At 62.3% G+C, this 21,835-nt stretch carries 23 protein-coding genes; 14 read left to right on the plus strand and 9 right to left on the minus strand.

The window, feature by feature from the left end; all coding sequences use genetic code 11:
- Positions 1-187: 187 nt before the first annotated feature.
- Both BBJ66_RS12580 and BBJ66_RS12585 read right to left on the minus strand, forming a co-directional pair.
- A complete protein-coding gene (locus BBJ66_RS12580; protein ID WP_071087368.1) occupies positions 188-877 on the minus strand; it encodes an HAD family hydrolase in 690 nt (229 codons plus the stop codon).
- Positions 878-1,019: 142 nt separating this feature from the next.
- Complete coding sequence (locus BBJ66_RS12585; RefSeq protein ID WP_071087377.1) at positions 1,020-2,834, minus strand: HAMP domain-containing methyl-accepting chemotaxis protein; 1,815 nt, start codon at positions 2,832-2,834, stop codon at positions 1,020-1,022.
- 245 nt (positions 2,835-3,079) lie between these two features.
- On the opposite strand from BBJ66_RS12585, the gene BBJ66_RS12590 reads away from it, so the two are divergent.
- The gene (locus BBJ66_RS12590) at positions 3,080-3,295 is read left to right on the plus strand and encodes a hypothetical protein (RefSeq protein ID WP_049735357.1); all 216 of its coding nucleotides are present in this window, start codon (positions 3,080-3,082) and stop codon (positions 3,293-3,295) included.
- Positions 3,296-3,365: 70 nt separating this feature from the next.
- Here BBJ66_RS12590 and BBJ66_RS12595 read toward each other — a convergent pair whose 3' ends face one another.
- Positions 3,366-4,052, minus strand: a complete 687-nt coding sequence (locus BBJ66_RS12595) for an ArsR/SmtB family transcription factor (protein ID WP_049735356.1) — start codon at positions 4,050-4,052, stop codon at positions 3,366-3,368.
- 69 nt (positions 4,053-4,121) lie between these two features.
- On the opposite strand from BBJ66_RS12595, the gene BBJ66_RS12600 reads away from it, so the two are divergent.
- The 3 genes from BBJ66_RS12600 (at position 4,122) to BBJ66_RS12610 (ending at position 6,325) form a co-directional block, all read left to right on the plus strand.
- A complete protein-coding gene (locus tag BBJ66_RS12600; RefSeq protein WP_071087379.1) occupies positions 4,122-4,451 on the plus strand; it encodes an NIPSNAP family protein in 330 nt (109 codons plus the stop codon).
- Positions 4,448-4,798, plus strand: a complete 351-nt coding sequence (locus tag BBJ66_RS12605; RefSeq protein ID WP_071087381.1) for an antibiotic biosynthesis monooxygenase family protein — start codon at positions 4,448-4,450, stop codon at positions 4,796-4,798. The genes BBJ66_RS12600 and BBJ66_RS12605 overlap by 4 nt, the downstream gene beginning before the upstream one ends.
- A gap of 384 nt (positions 4,799-5,182) precedes the next feature.
- Positions 5,183-6,325: a site-specific DNA-methyltransferase gene (locus tag BBJ66_RS12610; protein WP_071087383.1), complete on the plus strand. Its 1,143-nt coding sequence runs from the start codon at positions 5,183-5,185 to the stop codon at positions 6,323-6,325.
- Between the two features lie 114 nt (positions 6,326-6,439).
- Here the strand turns inward: BBJ66_RS12610 and BBJ66_RS12615 are convergent, their stop codons facing one another.
- From BBJ66_RS12615 to mutY, 3 genes are read right to left on the minus strand one after another with little or no spacing between them, the layout of a single operon-like run.
- Positions 6,440-6,805: a nuclear transport factor 2 family protein gene (locus BBJ66_RS12615; protein ID WP_071087385.1), complete on the minus strand. Its 366-nt coding sequence runs from the start codon at positions 6,803-6,805 to the stop codon at positions 6,440-6,442.
- A gap of 4 nt (positions 6,806-6,809) precedes the next feature.
- Positions 6,810-7,424 carry an HAD family hydrolase gene (locus tag BBJ66_RS12620; RefSeq protein WP_071087386.1) on the minus strand — a complete coding sequence of 205 codons (615 nt, stop codon included), beginning with the start codon at positions 7,422-7,424 and terminating at the stop codon, positions 6,810-6,812.
- Positions 7,421-8,524 (minus strand): A/G-specific adenine glycosylase, encoded by a 1,104-nt coding sequence (gene mutY, locus BBJ66_RS12625; protein ID WP_071087388.1) that lies wholly within the window; start codon positions 8,522-8,524, stop codon positions 7,421-7,423. The genes BBJ66_RS12620 and mutY overlap by 4 nt, the downstream gene beginning before the upstream one ends.
- A gap of 108 nt (positions 8,525-8,632) precedes the next feature.
- Between mutY and BBJ66_RS12630 the strand changes: the two genes are divergently transcribed.
- The gene (locus BBJ66_RS12630; protein ID WP_071087390.1) at positions 8,633-9,130 is read left to right on the plus strand and encodes a DUF721 domain-containing protein; all 498 of its coding nucleotides are present in this window, start codon (positions 8,633-8,635) and stop codon (positions 9,128-9,130) included.
- Between the two features lie 112 nt (positions 9,131-9,242).
- Here BBJ66_RS12630 and BBJ66_RS12635 read toward each other — a convergent pair whose 3' ends face one another.
- On the minus strand, positions 9,243-9,599 hold the full coding sequence (locus tag BBJ66_RS12635) for a hypothetical protein (RefSeq protein WP_071087392.1): 357 nt from the start codon (positions 9,597-9,599) through the stop codon (positions 9,243-9,245).
- A gap of 22 nt (positions 9,600-9,621) precedes the next feature.
- Positions 9,622-9,984 carry a hypothetical protein gene (locus BBJ66_RS12640; protein WP_071087393.1) on the minus strand — a complete coding sequence of 121 codons (363 nt, stop codon included), beginning with the start codon at positions 9,982-9,984 and terminating at the stop codon, positions 9,622-9,624.
- 288 nt (positions 9,985-10,272) lie between these two features.
- Between BBJ66_RS12640 and BBJ66_RS12645 the strand changes: the two genes are divergently transcribed.
- A complete protein-coding gene (locus tag BBJ66_RS12645) occupies positions 10,273-10,467 on the plus strand; it encodes a hypothetical protein (protein WP_071087395.1) in 195 nt (64 codons plus the stop codon).
- A 118-nt stretch (positions 10,468-10,585) separates the two neighbouring features.
- Here BBJ66_RS12645 and BBJ66_RS12650 read toward each other — a convergent pair whose 3' ends face one another.
- Complete coding sequence (locus tag BBJ66_RS12650) at positions 10,586-11,029, minus strand: RbsD/FucU family protein (protein WP_071087397.1); 444 nt, start codon at positions 11,027-11,029, stop codon at positions 10,586-10,588.
- A gap of 237 nt (positions 11,030-11,266) precedes the next feature.
- On the opposite strand from BBJ66_RS12650, the gene BBJ66_RS12655 reads away from it, so the two are divergent.
- From BBJ66_RS12655 to BBJ66_RS12690, 8 genes are all read left to right on the plus strand, one after another.
- The gene (locus BBJ66_RS12655; RefSeq protein WP_071087399.1) at positions 11,267-12,271 is read left to right on the plus strand and encodes a LacI family DNA-binding transcriptional regulator; all 1,005 of its coding nucleotides are present in this window, start codon (positions 11,267-11,269) and stop codon (positions 12,269-12,271) included.
- Between the two features lies 1 nt (position 12,272).
- Entirely contained in the window at positions 12,273-13,760 is a 1,488-nt protein-coding gene (locus BBJ66_RS12660; protein WP_071087401.1) for a sugar ABC transporter ATP-binding protein, read from the plus strand.
- A gap of 13 nt (positions 13,761-13,773) precedes the next feature.
- Positions 13,774-14,709, plus strand: a complete 936-nt coding sequence (locus BBJ66_RS12665) for an ABC transporter permease (protein ID WP_071087403.1) — start codon at positions 13,774-13,776, stop codon at positions 14,707-14,709.
- A 26-nt stretch (positions 14,710-14,735) separates the two neighbouring features.
- Positions 14,736-15,737, plus strand: a complete 1,002-nt coding sequence (locus BBJ66_RS12670; protein ID WP_064817639.1) for a substrate-binding domain-containing protein — start codon at positions 14,736-14,738, stop codon at positions 15,735-15,737.
- Between the two features lie 336 nt (positions 15,738-16,073).
- The gene (gene relB / locus BBJ66_RS12675) at positions 16,074-16,298 is read left to right on the plus strand and encodes a type II toxin-antitoxin system RelB family antitoxin (RefSeq protein ID WP_064837223.1); all 225 of its coding nucleotides are present in this window, start codon (positions 16,074-16,076) and stop codon (positions 16,296-16,298) included.
- A complete protein-coding gene (locus BBJ66_RS12680; protein ID WP_071087404.1) occupies positions 16,282-16,551 on the plus strand; it encodes a type II toxin-antitoxin system RelE family toxin in 270 nt (89 codons plus the stop codon). The genes relB and BBJ66_RS12680 overlap by 17 nt, the downstream gene beginning before the upstream one ends.
- 155 nt (positions 16,552-16,706) lie before the next feature.
- On the plus strand, positions 16,707-17,477 hold the full coding sequence (locus tag BBJ66_RS12685; RefSeq protein ID WP_425287906.1) for a DsbA family protein: 771 nt from the start codon (positions 16,707-16,709) through the stop codon (positions 17,475-17,477).
- Between the two features lie 294 nt (positions 17,478-17,771).
- A complete protein-coding gene (locus BBJ66_RS12690) occupies positions 17,772-21,233 on the plus strand; it encodes a chromosome segregation SMC family protein (protein WP_071087406.1) in 3,462 nt (1,153 codons plus the stop codon).
- The last annotated feature ends 602 nt before the right edge of the window (positions 21,234-21,835 follow it).

A 21,835-nucleotide genomic window follows, 5' to 3' on the forward strand; every position in this document is an offset into this window, starting at 1 on the left:
ATGAGGCCCGAAGCAGCACACACGACAGAATGAAAACTGTCAGGTATCATCCCGGTCCAAAGTGTCGACCATCAACCCGGTCGTTCAATCGGCACGAACCGGGCAGCGGTGGCTCAAGCCCGACGAGGACGGAGCGGGGGAGCCTGGAGAGCAATCCAGCCAAAGGCGCAGGCTCTGCGCTCAGCCCCTAAAGCACGCCTTCCCAGGCCGCCAGCGCGGCGACGACGCCGGGCAGGTCGTTCATGCGGGAGATCGCCGTTTCGGCGCCGGCATCCGTCAGCTTGTCGGCATGGGCGGGATAGCTGTGCGAGGCGCCGGTGAAGCCGATGACGCGCATGCCGGCGGCGCGCGCCGCATGCACGCCGTGCACGGAATCCTCGACCACCACAACCTTGTCGGGCGACACGCCCATCTGGCTTGCGCCGTGCAGGAAGATGTCGGGCCTCGGCTTGGCCCGGTCGGGGCCGAGATCCTTGGCGGAAAAGATATTGGGGGCAAACAGCGGCTTCAGCCCCACCTTGCCCAGCATCATGTCGAGCCGCTTGCTGCTCGAATTCGAGCAGATGCAGCGCTTCATCGAGAGCCTGGAGACGGCGAATTCGACGCCTGGAATGGCCTCGACGTCATTTGCCAGCCTGGTGTCGAGTAGCTGCTCTGACTTTTCGAGCAGCGAGGCCGAAAACGGGATGCTCGCTTCGCGTTCGATCTGCAGCAGGATGTTGCGCCATGTCATGCCGGCGAAGCGTTCGCCCATTTCCTCGACGCCGATCGGATATCCGGCCTCCGTCAGAAGCGCGGATTCGACTTCCGCGGCGATGATTTCGGAATCGACGAGAACGCCGTCGCAATCGAAGATTATGAGATCGAAGCCGTTCATATGTTCACGCCTTGCTGCAAGTCCGGGTCTATCAGGGAGTGCTGCGGCTTTACACGATGCCCGGCCAAAGCTCAACCTGATCCCAAGCATGGCTGCGATGCGGCAAGCGACCGGCTCCGTGGTCGCTGCCGGATCGCTTCCGTCAAGCCGCCCGTCGTGCGAATTGCGTCGAGGCCGTCGCACGGAGCTTGAAGCGGGACACGAGTTCGCGCAGCCTGGCGGCTTCCTCGGCAAGATGACCGGATGCGGCGGTCGATTGTTCGACCATGGCAGCGTTCTGCTGGGTCACTTGGTCCATCGAGTTGACGGCGGTGTTGACTTCGGCAAGGCCGGTCGACTGCTCTCTTGCCGATACGGCAATGGCATCCATGTGCTGGTTGATGCGGGCGATCTGTTCGCTGATGGCGCTCAGAACCTGGCTGGTGTCGAGAACCAGCTTGACGCCGCTTTCCACTTCCACCGAGGATTTCTGGATGTGGCCTTTGATTTCCTTTGCCGCCTGAGCCGATCGCTGGGCGAGTTCGCGGACTTCCTGGGCCACGACAGCAAAGCCCTTGCCGGCCTCTCCGGCGCGTGCCGCTTCGACGCCGGCATTCAGTGCCAGCAGATTGGTCTGGAAGGCGATTTCGTCGATCACGCCGATGATGCTGGAGATCTGCTGCGACGAGGCCTCGATGCGGCGCATGGCTTCTTCGGCATGCGATACGACCTCCGCGGATTTGGCGGCATTGCGGTTGGCATCCGTTGCTTCGGTGCGCGCCTCGTCGGTGCGCTTGCTCGAATTCGAGACATTGGCGGTGATCTGATCGAGCGCTGCGGCGGTTTCTTCGAGAGCGGCCGCCTGCTGCTCGGTGCGTTTCGACAGATCGCCGGCCCCGGATGCAATTTCCCTTGTGCCTTCGTCGATTGCGGCAATGGCCGTCGCGATGGCGCCGAGCGTCTGATCGAGCTGGCGGATCGACATGTTGAAATCATGCCGGAGGTTCTCGAAATCAGCCGCGAACGGCTCTTCGATCTGGAAGGCGAGATCGCCTGAGGCAAGCCGCTTCAAGCCTGCGGCAAGACCGGATGTCGCCGCCCGCAGTCGATCGGCGGCGTCCTCGTCTGCCTGTTTGCGGGCCGTGACCCGCTCGGTTTCGCCCTGCAAGCGAGCGGTCTCCGCGTCCTGCTCGAGCTGTTTGTTGGCGATCGCCGCCTGCCGGAAGACCTCGACAGCCGACGCCATCGTGCCGATTTCATCGGTGCGGCCGATCCCGCTGCAGGCAATCGCCGTGTCGCCGCCGGCGAGCCTTTGCATATCGTTGGAAAGCGAAAGGATCGGCTTGGTGACGCTCCTTCGCGTCAGGAAATAGAGGCCGAAGGCGAACAACGCGGCCGCGGCCAGAAGGGCTTTGAGAGTGATATCGACCGAGGCTTTGATGTCGGCGTTATGCTTGGAAATATCGTCCGATACGGCGGTGATCTGATCCCCGGCCTGTTCCATGGCCGTTTCCAATGTCGAGAACTGCTGCATGAATTCCGGCAGCGCCTTCAACGCCGCCGCCGGATCCTTGCCCGCAAGATCGACCATCTTCGTGGCGCTGTCGACATAGACGAGCAGCGGACGTTCGATGCCGGCAAGGACCGCTTTCGTTTTCGCGTCGGAGACGAGAGCCTTGTTGGTGTCGATCATCTCGCGGAACGCTGTCTCGTGCTCCGCCAGATCCGCCTTCACCGCGGCGGCGTCGATGCCGGCCGCCGGGTTCGATGCCAGCAAGGATGCGAGCACGTCGGCGCGCAGCGCATCATGCATCATATCGGCCTGCATGTGGTTGCGCAGAATTTGCGCCGACTGGGCGACATCGGCGCTGTTTGCCGAAAGGGTGGCGGCAGACCAGATGCCGACCTGAGTGGCGCCGCCCGCCAAGCCGAAAATTGCGATGCTTGCAATGATAATCTTATGCTGGATCGACGGCATGTCGGCTTCTCACGTTGAATTTGAGGCGTGATAGTATCGAAACATGCTTAATGATTTCGTAGCGACCGCTTGCAAGGCGACTGGCGAAAAAGGGCTCGCCGGTGTTCGGGGCGAACCCGAGCGGATGGATAGCTGCCTGACCCGCCCGGCTGGTCCGGACACCGCTATCCCGGGCTCCTGCGACACCATCTTCATTGCGGGCTCACGGGCTTGGGCGTACCATGCAAGGCAATAGGAGAGGGACTATGAGGCTTTCAGCTCTTGTTCGATCGGCGGCAGCCGTAGCGCTGCTCTTTGCCCTCACATCCACCGACGTCACCGCTAAGGGCGGCACGCACCACAGGAGCTGTGCAGAGCTGCAGGCGATGATGGATCATGGGCTGACCGGCGGAAAACACGCCGGGGATAGTTTCAAGAGAAGGGCCAAGGTCGAACAGAAGATGAAGCAGAAGGGCTGCTAGACCTCCGCTGCGGGCGCATATGCGGCAGCAGGATGAGTGGAAGGCCGGTGTTTAGAGATCCGCAGCTGACCTACGCATCGATCGGGAAGAGCTTCAAAAACTGCCGGTCGCCTTCCGGGCTAAAGAGGATCGAGCGGCTTTCAGCCGTGCGCCGCGCCCAGCCCCTGTCGAGGAAGTTCGACAGCAGCGCCTTGCCGAGGCTGCCGGCGAGGTGGGCTCGCCTTTCGCTCCAGTCGAGGCAGGAGCGGCAAAGCGGGCGGCGCGACGATCGGAGCGCGCCGGCATCGATGCCGATGCATTTGAGATCGCTCTCGCCCTTTTCCGTCAGCGCCAGACCGTCACCGACCGCGTCGATCGAGCCTGAGGCAATAAGGCTGTCGAGCATGCGCACGCCGTAATCGCCGGCCAGATGATCGTAGCAGATGCGCGCCTTGCGCAGCGCCGGCTCCTTCGGCCCCGGCCGGTGGCGCAGATGCCCGCGTCCGGCGGCAAAACCCATCATGCTTTCGATCAGCCGGGCGACGGCCTCATCGGCCAATGTGAAATAGCGGTGGCGCCCCTGTTTGCGCTGGGCAAGCAGGCCGCCGGCTTCGAGCTTGGCCAGATGCGTGCTTGCCGTCTGCACGGTGATGCCGCCGACGCCGGCAAGCTCGGTCGCCGTCAATGCGCGCCCGCCCGTCAGCGCCGCCAGCATGTTGGCGCGGGCGGGATCGCCGATCAGCGCGCCGATCTGCGCAATGTCAGGACCTTCCTTCATACTTCGATCGTAACCGAAGCATCGCCGCGGGGCAATGTGCGAAAACGGACAGGCACAAAGGAGAACCCGATGATCACCTGCTTCATCCGCTATCAGATCGACCCCTTCAAGAAAGAGGCCTTCGCCGAATATGCCCGCAACTGGGGCCAGGTAATCCCTCGGAACGGCGCCGACCTGATCGGCTATTTCGCCCCGCACGAGGGATCGGCGACGGCGGCCTATGGCGTCTACAACATCGAAAGCCTCGCTGCCTACGAGGCCTACCGCGCCAGGCTGGCCGCCGATCCGCTCGGCCGCGACAATTATGAATTCGCCAGACGCGAAGCCTTCATACTGAAGGAAGATCGCATCTTTCTGAAAAACGTTTCCGCCCCTCACGCCAAGCTGGTGCTGCCATGATCGCCGTCATCTTCGAAGTCGTGCCCTATATGGGCGAGCGCCATAAATATTTGGATCTCGCCGGCGAGTTGCGATCCGAGCTCGAAAAGATCGACGGCTTCATCTCGATCGAGCGTTTCGAGAGCCTGACAAACCGCGGCAAGCTGCTGTCGCTCTCCTTCTTCCGCGACGAGGAAGCCGTCCGCAACTGGCGCAACCTCGAAGCCCACCGGGCAGCCCAGCAGGCCGGCCGCGGCGGTATCTTCGCCGATTACCGGCTGCGCATCGCCAGCGTCCTGCGCGATTACGGCATGTTCGAGCGCGACGAGGCGCCGGCGGACAGCCGCAGCGTGCACGATGCGGCATGAGGGTGTTTCTCCCTGGTTGGGCACGCGCAGGAGCTCCATATTAAGCGATATTTCGGCCTGGGAGATCGGCGAGGGCGGCCCCTCATCCGGCTGCCGCCACCTTCTCCCCGCTTACGGGGCGAAGGGGATATGCCGCAACTTCTCGGTCCCTCTTCAGCATCTCGCAGGGCACGTCCCCTCTCCCCGTCAGAACGGGGAGAGGGTTAGGGTGAGGGGCAATCATTAGTATGAATCGGACAGCCGTCGGCGGGATGTGGCCATCTCCCCCAGTTCAACCCGACTGCCGAATAAATTCCCGAAATCGGCCGCCCCTTCAGGCTTTGGTAACTAAGTTGCGTAACCATAACGGAGAGTTAAGCGTCAAGCGTATGAGTGAGTATCAGAATGGCATCAGTTTTTCCGCTTGCCGACCTCAAGGCTTCGATCAGGTCGGGTTCCCGGCCGGATTCTTGGGTCGACACGATCATCAAGGGCGATTGCGTCAGCGCGCTTGAAGCTTTGCCCAATCACTCCGTCGATGTCATCTTTGCCGATCCGCCGTATAATCTTCAGCTCGGCGGATCGCTGCACCGTCCCGATCAGTCGCTGGTCGATGCCGTCGATGACGAATGGGATCAGTTCGCTTCCTTCGAGGCCTATGACGCCTTCACCCGCGCCTGGCTGCTGGCCTGCCGCCGCGTCTTGAAGCCGACGGGCTCGATCTGGGTGATCGGCTCCTACCACAATATCTTCCGCGTCGGCGCCACGCTGCAGGATCTGAACTTCTGGATCCTCAACGACATCATCTGGCGCAAGACCAATCCGATGCCGAATTTCAAGGGCCGCCGTTTCCAGAACGCCCATGAGACGATGATCTGGGCAAGCCCCAACGCCAAGGCCAAGGGCTATACCTTCAACTACGATGCGATGAAGGCCGCCAATGACGACGTGCAGATGCGCTCCGACTGGCTGTTCCCGATCTGCAACGGCAATGAGCGGCTGAAGGGCGAGGACGGCAAGAAGGTGCATCCGACGCAGAAGCCGGAAGCGCTGCTTGCCCGCGTCATCATGGCCTCGACCAAGCCCGGCGATATCGTGCTTGATCCCTTCTTCGGCTCGGGAACTACGGGTGCGGTGGCCAAGCGCCTCGGCCGCCACTTCGTCGGCATCGAGCGCGAGCAGGATTATATCGATGCGGCCTCCGCCCGCATCGCCGCCGTCGAGCCGCTGGGGAAGGCGGAACTGACCGTCATGACCGGCAAGAAGGCCGAGGTTCGCGTCGCCTTCAACGTGCTCGTCGAAAGCGGCCTGATCAAGCCCGGCCAGGTGCTGACCGACGCCAAGCGCCGCTACAGCGCGATCGTGCGCGCCGACGGCACCGTCGCATCAGGCGGCGAGGCCGGCTCTATTCATCGTCTCGGCGCCAAGGTGCAGGGTCTCGATGCATGCAACGGATGGACCTTCTGGCATTTCGAAGATGGGCAGTCCCTGCGCCCGATCGACGATCTCAGGTCCGTCATCCGCAGTGATCTGGCGAAGGTGGAGTGAGCAGCACTTTCGCAAGATCGAAACAGCTTCTTCCGGTTTCCTCCAGTTGCGGAAGAAGGCCAAGGCGCCCGGGGCTCGAACCCCGGGCGTCTTCTATTTTTGGCGATCTAATCGTCAGAAGGCCTGGTAGTCGGTGACGTCGACGCGGATGATGCGGCCTTCCGAATTGAATGTGATCGTCTCCTCGCCCTCGCGGATCAGCGGCTTTCCCGTCTGGCTGTGGGTGGCACGCAGCGACCAGACGGACCGGCCGGACAGCGGCGTCAGTGTCTCCACCAGCGAATTCTCCGCCGCCTGATCGGGATAATCGTCGAAATAGCGCCGGAAGGCGGCCATGATCTCGCCCCGCCCGGCAAGGCTGCCGACGCCGTTCGAGACATAGGTGGCGTCCTTGGCGAAATAGGCCTCGATGGTGGGGAAATCGAGGGCGTTGATGGCGGCGTGGAAGCGTTCGATTTCCTCTGCCGGGTCGAAGGCCATGGCCTCACACCTTCACGCCGTAAGCGGCGAGATCGCTGCGCAGCTTCTCGGCGCTCGAAAACAGCACTGCATTCCAGCCGAAGGCTCTCGCGCCTTCGACATTGACCGGCGCGTCGTCGATGAAGATCGTCGCCTTGGGATCGAGGCCGAAGCTGTTCGTATGGCTCTCGTAGATCGCGGCATCCGGCTTGATCAGGCCGACATCGCCGGAAACGGTCACGCCGCGCGGCAGCTTGAGGAAGGGAAAGCGCTCCTGCGCCTCGCGGAAGGTGTCGGAGGCGAAGTTGGTCAGCATCGTCACGTCGCGGCCTTCGGCGATCAGCCCTTCCATAATCGCGACGCTGTCGCCATAGGCGTGCGGCACCATCTCGTGCCAATATTTGCGGAAGGCACGGATATGTTCTTCGCGGGCAGGATGCTCGGCGATCAGCAGCGCTTCGGCAACTGCCCAGGTGCGGCCGCGGTCCTGCTCGATATTCCAGTCATGGGTGCAGATATTGGCGAAGAACCAGTTGCGCTCGGTCTCGTCGGGAATGAGCCGGCTGAAGGGAAGATGCGGATCGTAATGAATGAGGACTTTGCCGATATCGAAAACAATATGCTTTATGTCGGTGGTCATAGTCGTCCCTTGGATGATTTGAACGCGCGAGGAATAGCCGCTGCGATCGCTTTTTTCATGACGGTCGGCAAGGCTTGCGTCTCAAGATTTGTAACCGGCTCCCACCATTCGTCATCCGGGCGGTCACCCACCTTGCCGGCGATCGCCGTCCGCCAGATCGACAGCCTGAGCTCGAAATGGGTGAAGACATGGATGACGGTGCCGCAGGCCTGCCAGGCCGCCTCGAAGGGCGCGGCCGCAGAAGAGGTCTCGCCGTCGATGCGCGCCGTCCACCCCGTCGTCGGCACCTCGGCCATGCCGCCGAGCAGGCCGCTTTCGGCGCGCCGCCTGAGCAGGATCTCGCCATCCTCAGTCACCGCGATGAAGGCCGCGCCCTGCCGCACCGGCTTTTCCTTCTTCGCCGCCTTGACCGGAAAGAGTTCGGGATCGGAAAGCCTCAGCGCCTCGCAGGCGCCGCGGAACGGACAGAGCGAACAGGCCGGCCGCTTCGGCGTGCAGATCGTCGCGCCGAGATCCATCATCGCCTGGGCAAAATCGCCGGGCCGGTCCGCCGGCGTCAGCAGCGCCACCTTTTGCTTCATGGCAGGCTTTGCAGCCGGCAGCGGTGTTTCGATCGCATAGAGCCTGGAAATCACCCGCTCGACATTGCCGTCCATGACGGCCGCCTGCCGGTTGAAGGCGATGGCGGCGACGGCCGCGGCCGTATAGTCGCCGATGCCGGGGAGCGACTTCAGCCCTTCTTCGGTGTCGGGAAAGACGCCGCCATGCTCTTTCGCCACCGCCTCTGCGCATTTCTTCAGGTTGCGGGCCCGCGCGTAATAGCCGAGCCCGGCCCAGGCGGCCATGACGGCGTCGTTCTCGGCCACGGCCAGATCAGTCACCTCGGGCCAGCGCTGCAGAAATTTGGCGAAATAGGGTTTGACCGCCTGCACCGTCGTCTGCTGCAACATCACCTCCGAAAGCCAGATGTGATAGGGATCGGGCTTGACGCCACGCGCCGCCATGCCGGGCGACACGCGCCAGGGCAGGTCGCGGTGATGCCGGTCGTACCAGTCGAGCAGGGGCTTTGCGGAGGGCGTGTCGGGTGTGGTGATCGTCATGATTTGCCGGGATCGGGGGAAGTGCCTATACTTGGCGAAGCAATGCCGCGCGATCAAGCCGGTGATGCGAATTGCCTGTGCGATTGGCAGAGGTATCCAAGGGTTTCGATGAGTTCTCCACGCAAAGGTGCAAAGCAGATTTCCGAGCTGGCGAACGGGCTGATCGATCCCGTCCTGGCGCGCCGCGCCGGCATCAACACGGCCCTGCTCGGCTCCTGGAGCGAAATCGCCGGCGAGGATTTCGCCGATTGCACCCGCCCGGAAAAGATCGCCTGGGCGCGCGGCGGTGACGAGGCCGGCGGCTTCCGCCCCGGCGTGCTGACCATCGCCTGCGAAGGCGCGCGCGCGCTTTTCCTCACCCATGCCCAGGGTGAACTCATCCAGCGCATCAACAGCTTCTTCGGTTTTGCCGCCGTCCACCAGATCCGCATCGTCCAGAAGCCGGTCTCAAACCCCGCCCGCCGCTCCCGCACCCCGCCGCCGCTGAAAGGCGAAGCCGCCCGCAAGCTCGAAGGCATGATGGAAGGCATCGAGGGCGACAAGCTGCGCCAGGCAATCCAGCGCTTAGGCACCGCGGTGATGGGCAAGCGGGGGAGCGGTCGCTGATGGGTAAAACATCCAAGTTGATCAGCAACGCCAAGACTGGACATGACCGGCATGAGGATGCGAGCGCATAAAAGCTCAGGACACCGGCTTAGCCGGTGTCTGCGATGCAAGGCTATGATTTCTTGTACTCGCCGGGAATCGGTCCACTTCCCCACGGGCCGGCGTCATACCCCGTATCCAAGATATCGAGTTGCCGCTGTATGGCTTGTTCTAACCCGTATTGAAAACCCTGATATTGCTCGATGTACCCATACTGATACCAAGTCGAGAGTTCGAATCCCTCTTCATGATGGTTATAGTAGATTACAGTCGGGCCCATGAGTGCCACCACCCAGCACCGGCTGAAGCCTCGCAATTCCCATTCTTCAGGCATGCGTTTGATCGCCTCCCAGAGGAAGCGCTGCTTGCGCGACATTCGCGTCCAGCCGTCGTTAATTTTGTCCCATATTATTTCTTCTGGGAATGACATTCGGCTTCTCGTCTTCGCACGTTCAGTTTTTTGATCCTGCTTCAACACGCTCGCGGGTGACAAGGAATTCGACTCTGCCCGAGATCGACGTGTAGGGCTCGCACTGCGTGATCGCATCCGCGACCAATGGGGCCGCGGTTTTTTCCCATTCAGATGGCGGCGCGCGGAAATTGATGGATAAGGAGTCCGCAGATCCATCCTTGATGACTGCGACAACCATGAAGTCATAAGCGCTTGGCGCGTCCGCAGGCAGCTTCAAACATTTAAGCATTTGATTGAAGATAATATTCCCGCTGTTTTCGGAGGCGCGCGCGCTGGTGACGCTTAGGGCAAATGCGGTAGCGATGAGCGGCTTATAGAGAAAAGTCTTGGTTAAGGAATGCATGAAAATAATCCCGCTGAAATAGCCATCCGAAAAATCAACATTCGATCTGCTGTATACCGCTAACGCTTGTCGTTAGACATTGAAAGTCATCCTCCGCTTTTGACTGCAAACCGCGACCTACATTGGCGATCGAGTTTCGCCTAGGCACAGTTGTGATCGGCAAGCGGGGACGGTCATCCTTTGTTTGCCGCTTGCCTATCTGTATCGTGCTCGCATTGATCCCGGCGTTCAAATCAAACGAATTCCTTTTGCGAGTCCACGTGAGGTGGTGCTACGTTCTGACTCACGATGAGCAAAAAGCCCAACTTGACCCGCAATGCCAATATCGGTCGCCTGACCCAGGCGCGTGCCGAAAAGATCAGTGCGGTCGAAGGCCTGGTACTCAGCCCGCGCATGCGTAAGGTCCTCGCCGAGACTAAGGACCAGCCGGCAGACGCGCGCCGTGAAGCGATCCGCGCGCAGTTTGTCCGCAAGTCTGCCTAAACGTTGGTCTATACTGCCGAATACGATCCGCTCTGTTATCTCGGCACGCCCGTGCTTCCAGCATTCTTTGCTCGTCCGGGAAGACGCGCCACGCTGCAGAGCATCTCCGGAACCGCCGCTAAACGACACCCTTCTTCAGGATGAAATTGCCATAGGGCCGTATTTCCCCTGTCTGAACCACCGCGAAGCAGGATTCAGCCATCGGATAATAGGCGAAGCGCTCGATGGGCCTGCTCGTGATGCTGCGCTTTTCCGCCGTCGAGCAGAGCAATTCCACATCCGCATGAACGGATAGCATGGTGCCGGGCTGATCCGGATCCTCCATGTGCATGAGCGGCTGTTCGACGAAGTGATCGAGCGGCATGACCGCCAGGATCGCCGCTATGGCATCTGAGGCGCTGGCCGCGTTCATCGACACGAGTTTGCCGCTGACGGTCTTTTTCGACACGCGGCAGGCCGAGAAATTCTTGTCGACGATGGCGATCTCGTCGCCATGGCCCATCGCGCTCAATATCCACAAAAGATCCGGGCAAAGAATCCCGGGAATGTTTTTCAGTGCCATGTTCGTTCCTCCCTTTGAACCCGTATAGCACATAAAATGACAAAGAAAACGCTTGCGCAAACGTTTCGATGGCCATATATCGGTCTCCACCATTTCATTGGAGGATGAAATAGGTCGGTGACCGTCGAGGCTGGGGAGGCCTGTTCGAGGTCGGTTCAATCTTTCGATTTTGTTCTGGGAGTTGACGCGGCAGCAGTCTGAAGCTGCGCGTCAGGCATATTGGGGAGGTCTGCAATCATGGCGACAATCACTGACGTCGCACGCGCCGCGGGCGTGTCGGTCTCCACCGTGTCGCACGTCGTCAACGGCACCCGGCATGTGAACGAAGCGACGGCCGCACTCGTCAGAGACGCAATCCAAAGCCTCGGATTCGTGCCGAACGCGGTGGCCCGCTCATTGGTGCGATCCTCGACCGACGCCGTCGGTATCGCGATCTCGATCAGCACCAACTACTATTTCAACGATATCGTCTCCTCTATCGAGCGAGCCTGCGCGGCCATCGGGCAGCTCGTTTTTCTCTGCGACACGCAGAACGATCCGGAGACTGAACTCCGGCTGGTCCGTGAACTCGTCCAGCGGCGGGTGGATGGGGTGATCCTGGCTCCGTCAAGTGATCCGGAAAACCGCGCCATCGACTATCTCAAATCCTCTCGCATGCCCTTCGTGCTCGTCGACCGTCTGACGGTTGCCGATGCGGATGGGGTTTGCCTGGACAATGAGGCGGCGATGGAGACGCTGATCGATCACCTTGTCGGCCACGGTCACCGCCGCATCGGCCTCATCGCCGGCGAACCCGGGCTGCGTTCCACCATCGAACGCGTGCGTGGATATGTCGGCGCCATGCGCAGGCACGGGCTCGAAATCGATCGCAGCCTGATGAGCGAAGGCAATGCGAACAGTGCGGATGCCCGCCAATCGGCATTCGACATCCTGAGCCGGGCGGACCGGCCGACGGCGATCGCCTCGGGCAACAATCTGGCGACAATCGGCGTCATGCGCGCGGTGCGGGATCTTGGATTGCGCATCTCTGAGGATCTGGCGCTGATCGGCTTTGACGATTTCGATTGGGCAGATTGCTTCGAGCCGCGGCTGACCGTCATGGCGCAGCCGAGTGAGATGATCGGCATGCAGGCCGCGGAAATGCTGTCCCGGCGGATCAAATCGACCACGGAAAGCGTGCGACAGGTCCGCCTGCCGGCAAAACTGGTAATTCGCCGCTCCTGCGGCTGCGGAGGGCATTGAAATGACGTCGGCGCTGGCTCTTGCTGGGATCACCAAATCCTTTCCTGGTGTGCGCGCCCTGAAGGGCGTGTCGTTTTCTCTGCAGCCCGGGGAAATCAGGGCATTGGTGGGAGAGAACGGCGCCGGAAAATCGACACTGATGAAGATCCTCTCCGGCGCCTATTCGGCCGACGAGGGGCGCATCGAGCTGTTTGGCGAAGAGGTCCTCGATCCGACGCCGGCCGGGATGATCGCGCGCGGAGTCGCGGTCATTTACCAGGAACTGGCCCAGGCTCCGCACCTGACCGTCGCCGAAAACGTTCTGATGGGGCGGTTGCCACGCAAGGGCGCCCTGATCGACTGGGGCGAGGCAAAGCGCCGGACCATCGAGGTCGTTGACCGGCTGGGTTTCGACGTCGATCCGACCGCTCGCATCGGCACGCTTTCCGTCGCCAAGCGGCAGATGGTGGAGATTGCCAAGGCGCTGGCGCGCAACGCGAAGATCATCGTTCTCGACGAGCCGTCGGCGGTGTTGGCGCAGGCAGAGATCGATCAGCTGTTCCGGGTCGTTCGGCAGCTGGCGCGCGAGAGCGGTGTCGCCTTCGTCTATATCTCGCATCGCCTGCGCGAAGTTTTCGAACTGAGCGATACCGTCACTGTCCTGCGCGACGGCACGGTCATCCACAACGGCCCCTCCAATGGCCTGACGACTGATGATCTCATTCGCAGCATGGTCGGCCGGGACGTCGGCGACGTCTTTCCCAAGCGCGTACCCCGGATTGGCGGGGAAGCCCTATCCGCCAAGGGGATTTCGACGCCGGCGCTGCTCAAAAACGTCAGCATCCATGTGCGCAAGGGTGAGATCGTCGGTCTTTTCGGCCTGGCGGGCGCCGGTCGCACCGAGCTTCTGCGCGCCATCTACGGCGCTGACCCGCGTGGTGCCGGCGAGGTCAGCATCAACGGTGCGATGGCAAGCATCGGTTCGCCGCGCGCCGGTATCACCAAGGGGCTCGGTCTCGTGCCGGAAGACCGCAAGACAGAGGGCCTCTTCCTGATACAGAGCGTCGGCTTCAACATCATGTCGGCCAGCCTCGCGCAGATCGTCCGTTTCGGGCTTCTGTCCCTTCGCCGCGAACGCAAAATAGTGAGCGGTCTGATCGAGCGGTTGCGGATCAGGACGCCGAACGCCGCAGCAGCGACGCAGAACCTTTCGGGCGGCAATCAGCAGAAATGCGTGCTGGCGAGGCTTGTCAGTGCGGGATGCGAGATCCTGCTCGCCGACGAGCCCACACGTGGAGTCGATGTCGGGGCCAAGCGCGAGATCTATGACCTGCTGGTCGAACTCGCGGAATCCCGCGGACTGGCGATCGTCATGGCTTCTTCCGAGCTGCCGGAAATCCTTGGTCTGTGCGACCGGCTCTACGTCTTGAGAGAGGGCGAGGTAACGGCCGAGCTCGACGCGCGCACGGCAACCGAAGAAGACGTCATGCACTTCGCGGCGCTACATTGATGAGGGGACTACCATGAAGAAAAAACTTCCGCGGGGAACGGGGCTTGCCGGCGCACTGATCGCACTGATCATCGCCGCCTCGCTGATCTCTCCTCATTTTCTCAATCCAATCAATATCCTGAATGTCCTGAGGCAAGTCGCCCTTTATGGGATTCTCGGCATCGGCATGACATTCGTGATCCTGACCAAAGGGATCGATCTTTCTGTGGGGTCGATCGTCGCGCTGGTCGGCGTTACCGGTGCGGTGTTGATGGAGCAGGGCATGCCCATCCCCTTGATGGTGCTGATCTGCATCGCCATCGGCGCCCTCGTCGGCTGCGTCAACGGCTTCGGCATTTCCTTTTTTCGCATTCCGGCCTTCATCATGACCCTCGGCTGCATGGTCATGGTGCGCGGCTTCGCGCTGATGATCGCCGATGGCGGCACCGTCAATCCGGGCAAGCTCGCCGACAATTTCTTCGTGCTCGGCGGGGGCTACTTGCTGGGCGTGCCGACACCGATCTACGTCTTCGCGATCGTCTGCATCGTCGCCGCCGTCGTGCTCAGCCTCACGCCGTTCGGCCGCGCCATCTATGCGGTCGGCAGCAATGAAGAGGCGGCAAGGCTTTCCGGCATCAATGTGCCGCTCGTCATCTTCAGCGTCTACATCATCTGCGGCGTGCTGGCAGCGCTTTCCGGCCTGATTTTCCTGTCCCGCCTTTCCGTCGGCGACCCGAATTCCGGCCTCGGCCTCGAACTGGAAGCCATTACGATCGCGGTGATCGGCGGCACGTCGCTGTTCGGCGGCGAAGGCACGGTTCTCGGCACGATGGGGGGCGCTATGGTGCTGGCCATCATCGCAAACATTCTCAATCTCGCAGGCGTTTCACCATTCTCACAACAGGTGGTGAAGGGCGCGATCATCGTTCTTGCCGTGCTGCTCGAAGCCGGAAGAAAAGCACGCAGGTAGCGTGTTCATCAAAGGGAGGACTTGAAATGCTTAACATCACCAGACGCATGCTCATTATCTCAGCCGGGCTCGCCACCGTGCTGACGGCCGCCCCCGCTTTCAGCGCCGACAAGATCGTCATCGGCTTCTCGCAGGCGAGTTCAAACTCGGCCCATCGCAACACGATGACCAAACGCAACCAGGCCTATGCCGCGGAACACTTCAAGGATGTCGATCTGATCGTCACCAACGCGGAAGGCAAGTCCGCAAAGCAGATTTCGGATGTCGAAAGCCTGATGGTGCAAGGCATGAAGGTTCTGATGATCTCGGCGCAGGACGGCGCCGCCATCGCTCCGACCGTCAAGCAGGTGCTGGCTGCCGGCATTCCGGTGATCACGCTCGAGCGCAGCCTCGATATTCCGGTTACGCTGCATGTCGGCCCGCACAACAAACCCATCGGCACGCTTGCCGGCAAGTACATAGCCGAAGCGCTGAAAGGTAAGGGCAATGTCGTCGAGATCAAGGGCGACCCGGCTGTCGCTCCCGCGGTCGAGCGCCATGAAGGTTTTGCCGAAGCCATCGCCGGCACCGAGATCAAGGTGATCGCCGAAACCCACGCCGACTGGGACCAGGAAAAGGCGCTGAAGTTCATGGAAGACACGCTCCAGCGTTTCCCGGCCGGCCAGATCCAGGCCGTTTACGCCCATAACGACAATATGGCATTTGGTGCGCTGCGGGCGATCCAGGCTGCCGGCCGCGACAAGGAAGGCATCCTCATCATCGGCATCGACGGCGAGAATGCCGCCATCCGTGCTGTTGCCAAGGGCGATCTGACCGCGACCTTCACCTACTCCACCGTCGCGCCGGAAGGCGTCATTGCCGCGCACGCGCTTGCCACCAACGACACGGCCGCGCTGGAGAAGCTCGGAACCTTGACGAAGAAGGACGACGGCTCGATGGAAATCGAGATCGCGTCGAAGATGATCACCAAGGACAATGCCGCCGAGTTCTTCTGCAAGGGCTTCGGCGACGACCCCGAATGCAAGTGATCCGGTAGACTTCGAGGTCCGGCGCGGCAACAGACGCGCCGGACTTTCGTTTGGGATCCGAGACCATGGTTCCCAGGCTCAAGGCCTGGGATGACGGAGATTGAGGAGCGCAACAGGCCGGAGGCGCCAGTGCCGCCTATCTCTTCACCTGTCGCGGTAGTTCGAGAAGCCTACCCAGCCCTCCGTCGTGCTCGGGCTTGACCCGAGCATCCATGCACAAGCACCCTGCTGGTAGGGTTGCTCAAAGCGTCGCTGAAATACGCATGCATATCTGAGAGGCTACTGGTGGCCGGGCGCTTCGGGTGCTATATTTGTATAGCAGACAGGAGAAAGATCATGCTGGCATTGCGGTTGCCCCCCGAAATCGAAGCACGACTTGATGAACTTGCCAGGCGGACCGGCCGCAGCAAGAGCTTCTATGCACGTCAGGCCATCCTCGAACATCTCGATGATCTCGAGGATATCTATCTCGCCGAAAAACGCCTCGAAGAGCTTCGGCGAGGGGAGAGTGATACCGTTTCGCTGGCCGAGTTGATGACCCGTCATGGCGTGGAGAATTGAGTTTCACCGGGCAGCCGAGCGTGAGCTTGAGAAGCTTGGACATGAGGCGGCTCGCCGAATCCTCCGATTTCTCAATGATCGCGTTGCAAGGCTGGACGATCCACGATCCATCGGAGAGGCGCTCAAAGGGTCTGAACTCGGTGATTTCTGGAAGTACCGCGTCGGGGACTATCGAGTGATCGCAAGCATCGACGATGGGGCGGTGCGAATCCTCATCGTGCGTATCGGCAACCGCCGCGATGTCTATCGATGAAATCCACCAGCCGCCCGCTCGCAATTTTGCCTAGCGGTCCCATCACGGTCACAATTCTTTGAAGGAAGTTGGCGAAGCGTGGCTTGTGAGTGGCCGTCAGCCGTTATATCGCACAGTCACGCCGTCACTCTCATACCTATGGGGAACCCATGCCGATGTCCGAAATGCAACTGACGAAACGCCGCCTCCTGGGTGGGATCGCCATCGCCGCAGCTGCCGCAGCGCTTGCCGCCTGCAACGACAGTAAGGACGCTGCCGATGCTTCGTCCTCCGGCAAGACCATGGCCGATGGCAGCAATGTCGATACCATCCAGACGGCGGCCACTTCGGCGACCGAAATGCCGCAGTCCGACGGTGATGTCGACATGGCCGAAGTGCTGAAGCCCGGCACGCTGCCGGAGATGGCGCTTGGGAAGGCCGATGCCCCCGTCAAGATCGTCGAATACATGTCGATGACCTGCCCGCATTGCGCCCATTTCCACAACACCACCTTCGACGCCATCAAGCAGAAATATGTCGACGCCGGCAAGGTGCAGTTCATCATCCGCGAATTCCCCTTCGATCCGCGCGCCGCCGCAGCATTCATGCTCGCCCGCTGCAGCGCTTCCAATCCGGAGCAGCTGAGCACGCCGGAACAGTATTTCCCGATGGTCTCCATGCTCTTCAAGCAGCAACAGGTCTGGGCCGCCGCCGATGACGGCCGCGCCGCATTGCTGCAGATGTCGAAGCTGGCCGGATTTACTGAGGATAGCTTCACGAAATGCTTGACGAACCAGAAGCTTCTGGATGAAGTGAACGCCACGCGGGAAAGAGGTTCCAAGGATTTTGGCGTCAATGCCACGCCGACGTTCCTCATCAATGGCAAGCGCTATTCTGGAGACATGCCGGTTGAAACCTTGTCGAAGCTCATCGACAGCCTCATCTGAACCGGACCGTTTGACGAAGACGGGCGACGGCGAAAGCCGTGCGCCCGTTTTTCGTATTCAGCGCAGCTTGCTGGTGTGGCCCCCACATCCGCCTGCCGGCACTGACCGGGTTCGAGCCGCGGGTCTCGACCCGTCCTTCGGACCCCCGAGGGGAGAAGGGGTATGCCGCCTGCCTTTCTTTCCCATCATTCGAGGGATGATGTGGGCACGGCATCGACCCGGAGTCTCTTCTCCCCAGCGGGGAGAAGGTGCCGGCAGGCGGATGAGGGGGCTTCCTGCCGTGGATGTCTCCGCATGAAGTTCAACAAGCTGCGCCTGGTCGGCTTCAAATCCTTCGTCGAGCCGACGGAATTCATCATCGAGCGGGGGCTGACCGGCGTCGTCGGCCCGAATGGCTGCGGCAAGTCCAACCTCGTCGAGGCGCTGCGCTGGGTGATGGGCGAGAATTCCTACAAGAACATGCGGGCCTCCGGCATGGACGACGTGATCTTTTCCGGCTCAGGAAACCGGCCGGCCCGCAACACCGCCGAAGTGGCGCTCTATCTCGACAATGCGACGCGCACCGCGCCCGCCGCCTTCAACGATGCGGACGAGATCCAGGTCACCCGCCGCATCGAGCGCGAGCAGGGTTCGCTCTACCGCATCAACGGCAAGGAAAGCCGCGCCAAGGACGTGCAGTTGCTGTTTGCCGACGCCTCCACCGGTGCCCGTTCGCCCTCGATGGTCGGCCAGGGGCGGATCGGCGAGCTGATCCAGGCCAAGCCGCAGGCCCGCCGCCAGCTCTTGGAAGAGGCGGCCGGCATTTCGGGTCTGCATTCGCGCCGCCACGAAGCCGAACTGCGCCTGCGCGCCGCCGAAACCAATCTCGAGCGTCTCGACGACGTCACCTCGCAGCTCGAAAGCCAGATCGAGAGCCTGAAGCGCCAGGCCCGCCAGGCCAACCGCTTCAAGACGCTGTCGGCCGATATCCGCGGCCGCGAGGCGATGCTCTTGCATATCCGCTGGGTGCAGGCCAAGGAGGCCGAGGCCGAGGCCGATAGCGCGCTGAACCAGGCGACATCAGTCGTTGCCGAAAAGGCGCAGATGCAGATGGAGGCGGCGAAGAATCAGGGCATCGCCAGCCTGAAGCTGCCGGAACTGCGCGAAGGCGAGGCGCGCGCTGCCGCCGCCCTGCAGCGCCTGCAGATCGCCAGAAGCCAGCTGGAGGAGGATGCCGGCCGCATCCTGCGCCGCCGCGACGAGCTGACCCGCCGTCTCGCCCAGCTTGGCGAGGATATCCGCCGCGAGGAGCGGCTGGTGGCCGACAATGCCGTCATCCTGGCAAGGCTCGATGCCGAAGAGGCCGAGATATCAGAAGTGCTCGCCGATTCCGGCCGTTATGCCGAGGAAACCCGCGAGGCCTTCGAGGAGGCGGCGGCAAAACTTGCCGACAGCGAGCGCATTTTTACCCAGCTGACGGCCGAGCGCGCCGAGGCGGCCGCCGGCCGCAATCAGCTGGAGCGCGCCATCCGCGATCTCGCCGACCGCCGGATGCGCCTCGAACGGCAGATGAATGAGGCGAACCAGGAGCTTGCAGCCATCGGCGACAAGATCGCCGGCCTGCCCGATCCCGAGGAAAAGCGCGCGATCGTCGAGGCCGGCGAAATCGCGCTCGCCGATGCCGAAGCCGCCGTTCAGGCGGTGGAGCAGGCGCTGGCCGCTGCCCGCCAGACCGAGGCGCTGTCGCGCGCGCCGGTCGATCAGGCTCGCTCGAGCCTGAATGCGCTGGAAACCGAGGCCCGCACCATTTCCCGCATGCTCGCCGCCGGCGCTGCGGCCGGGAAATTCTCTCCCGTTGCCGAAGAATTGAAGGTCGATCGCGGCTTCGAAACGGCGCTCGGTGCCGCTCTCGGCGACGATCTGGAATCACCGCTCGATGCCGAGGCGCCGGCCCATTGGTCGGAGAATGGCGATGGCGCCGGCGACTCTACGCTGCCCGCAGGTGTCACGCCGCTCCTCGCCCATATTAGCGCGCCGGCAGCACTCACCCGCCGCCTGCGCCAGATCGGCCTGGTCGCCGATGGGGACGCCAAGCGCCTGATGGCGGCGCTGCAGCCCGGCCAGCGGCTGGTGACGAAAGCGGGCGCCGTCTATCGCTGGGATGGCCACGTGACGGGCGCCGACGCCCCGAGCGCTGCCGCTCTGCGCCTTGCCCAGAAGAACCGGCTCGCCGAACTCGAAGGCGAGGCGGCCCTTGCCCGTGACGTGCTTGCCGAAGCCGAGGAGCGGCAGGCGGCCGCCACTGATGCGATCCGCGGCGAGGAGCGCCGGCTTGCCGAGGCCCGCGACATGAGCCGTCTTTCGGCCCGTCATCTCACTGAAGCGCGCGAAGCGCTTGCTGCGGCCGAGCGCGCCTCCGGCGATCTGATCCGCCGCCGCGATGTCGTCAGCGAGGCCGTCAGCCAGCTCGGCGCGCAGCTGGAGGAGATCGGCATCCAGGAGGAAAATGCCCGCATCGAGCTGGAGGATGCGCCCGATCTCACCGCGATCGACGAGCGGCTGCGCTTCCAGCAGGCGGAGGTCGCGACCGATCGCGGCGCGCTCGCCGAGGCCCGCGCCCGCCATGAGAGCTTGGCGCGGGAAAATGAGGCCCGTCAGCGCCGCATCATGGCGATCGGCCAGGAGCGGGAGACCTGGCGCCAGCGGGCGGCCAGCGGCGAGGATCAGGTTGCGACGCTGCGCGAGCGCGAGGAAGAGGCGCGCGACGAGGCAGCCGAACTCGAAATGGCGCCGGATGAATTCGACGACAAGCGCCGGGCTTTGCTCAGCGAACTGCAGAAGGCCGAAGAGGCGCGCCGCAATGCCGGCGATCTCCTGGCCGAGGCCGAACGCATCCAGCGCGAGGCCGACCACCAGGCGGCGACCGCACTTTCCGAGCTTGCCGAATGCCGCGAACGCCGCGGCCGCGCCGAGGAGCGCCTGGTCTCCGCCCGCGAGAAGCGGCAGGAAAGCGAAAGCCGCATCCGCGAAGTTTTGAACGTCGCCCCGCACGAGGCGCTGCAACTGACCGGGCGCCCGGCCATGCAGGCGCTTCCCGATCCGCGCGAGGTCGAGCGCGAGCTCGAGCGTCTGCGGATCGAGCGCGAGCGGCTCGGCGCCGTCAATCTGCGCGCCGACGAGGAACAGAAGGAACTGAGCGAGAAGCTCGAAGCGCTGATCAAGGAGCGCGACGACGTCATCGATGCGATCCGCAAGCTGCGCGGCGCCATCCAGAGCCTCAACCGCGAAGGCCGCGAACGGCTGATCGCCGCCTTCGACGTCGTCAACGCCCAGTTCCAGCGGCTGTTCACCCATCTCTTCGGCGGCGGCACCGCCGAGCTGCAACTGATCGAATCCGACGATCCCTTGGAAGCCGGCCTCGAAATCCTGGCCCGGCCGCCCGGCAAGAAGCCGCAGACCATGACGCTGCTCTCCGGCGGCGAGCAGGCGCTGACGGCGATGGCGCTGATCTTCGCCGTCTTCCTCACCAATCCGGCGCCGATCTGCGTGCTCGACGAGGTGGACGCGCCGCTCGACGACCACAATGTCGAGCGCTACTGCAACCTGATGGACGAAATGGCGGCCTCCACCGAAACCCGCTTCGTCATCATCACCCACAACCCGATCACCATGGCCCGCATGAACCGCCTCTTCGGCGTCACCATGGCCGAACAGGGCGTCTCCACCCTGGTCTCCGTCGACCTGCAGACGGCCGAACGCCTGCGTGAGATTGCTTGAGGGTTTGCGTTGGGGGCGTGCCGGCAGGAGGCGCAGACTGAAGGAGGCGCCAGCGCATTCCTATCCGGCCATCGCTGTTTTGCCGCGGAGGTCACCCCACCCGCCGTCCTCCTCGGGCTTGACCCGAGGATCCACCTTCGTCTCCATCGCAGCAGGGCGTGGATTCCAGGCGCGAGAGCGATCGGCGGGAGGCGCGCGGTCATATTGCGTAACACCTCGCCATAAGCCGTGATAATTCGCGGCTGGCGGAGCTGCGGGTGATAGGCCAAAATGGTCAGGCTGAAGGCCGAAACAAGCCGAAAACGCCTGCACTTTCACCAGAATTGTCGTAACCACCAAAAAAGGTCGGCTTCTTTGCGGCCTGTACCCCATTTGGGTGATGCTCTTTGCGATGACTTGCATTAGAAGTTGTTTCAACGCAACCTGCTGCTTCAGCGCAAGCGTGGGCGGTCAAGGTTGCTTATTGTCGAATTTGCATGCGGTTTTCCGGGCAGAGGGCAAGGACCGGAAAATCTGGGGCAATTCCAGGAAACGCGCCAAGCGGCTTTCGCAGGAATTGCGTGAAGATGAAGCGATAGGGCATTCCATTATTTGAGGAAAGT

Source organism: Rhizobium sp. RSm-3 (assembly GCF_001854685.1).
Lineage (GTDB): Bacteria > Pseudomonadota > Alphaproteobacteria > Rhizobiales > Rhizobiaceae > Rhizobium > Rhizobium ecuadorense.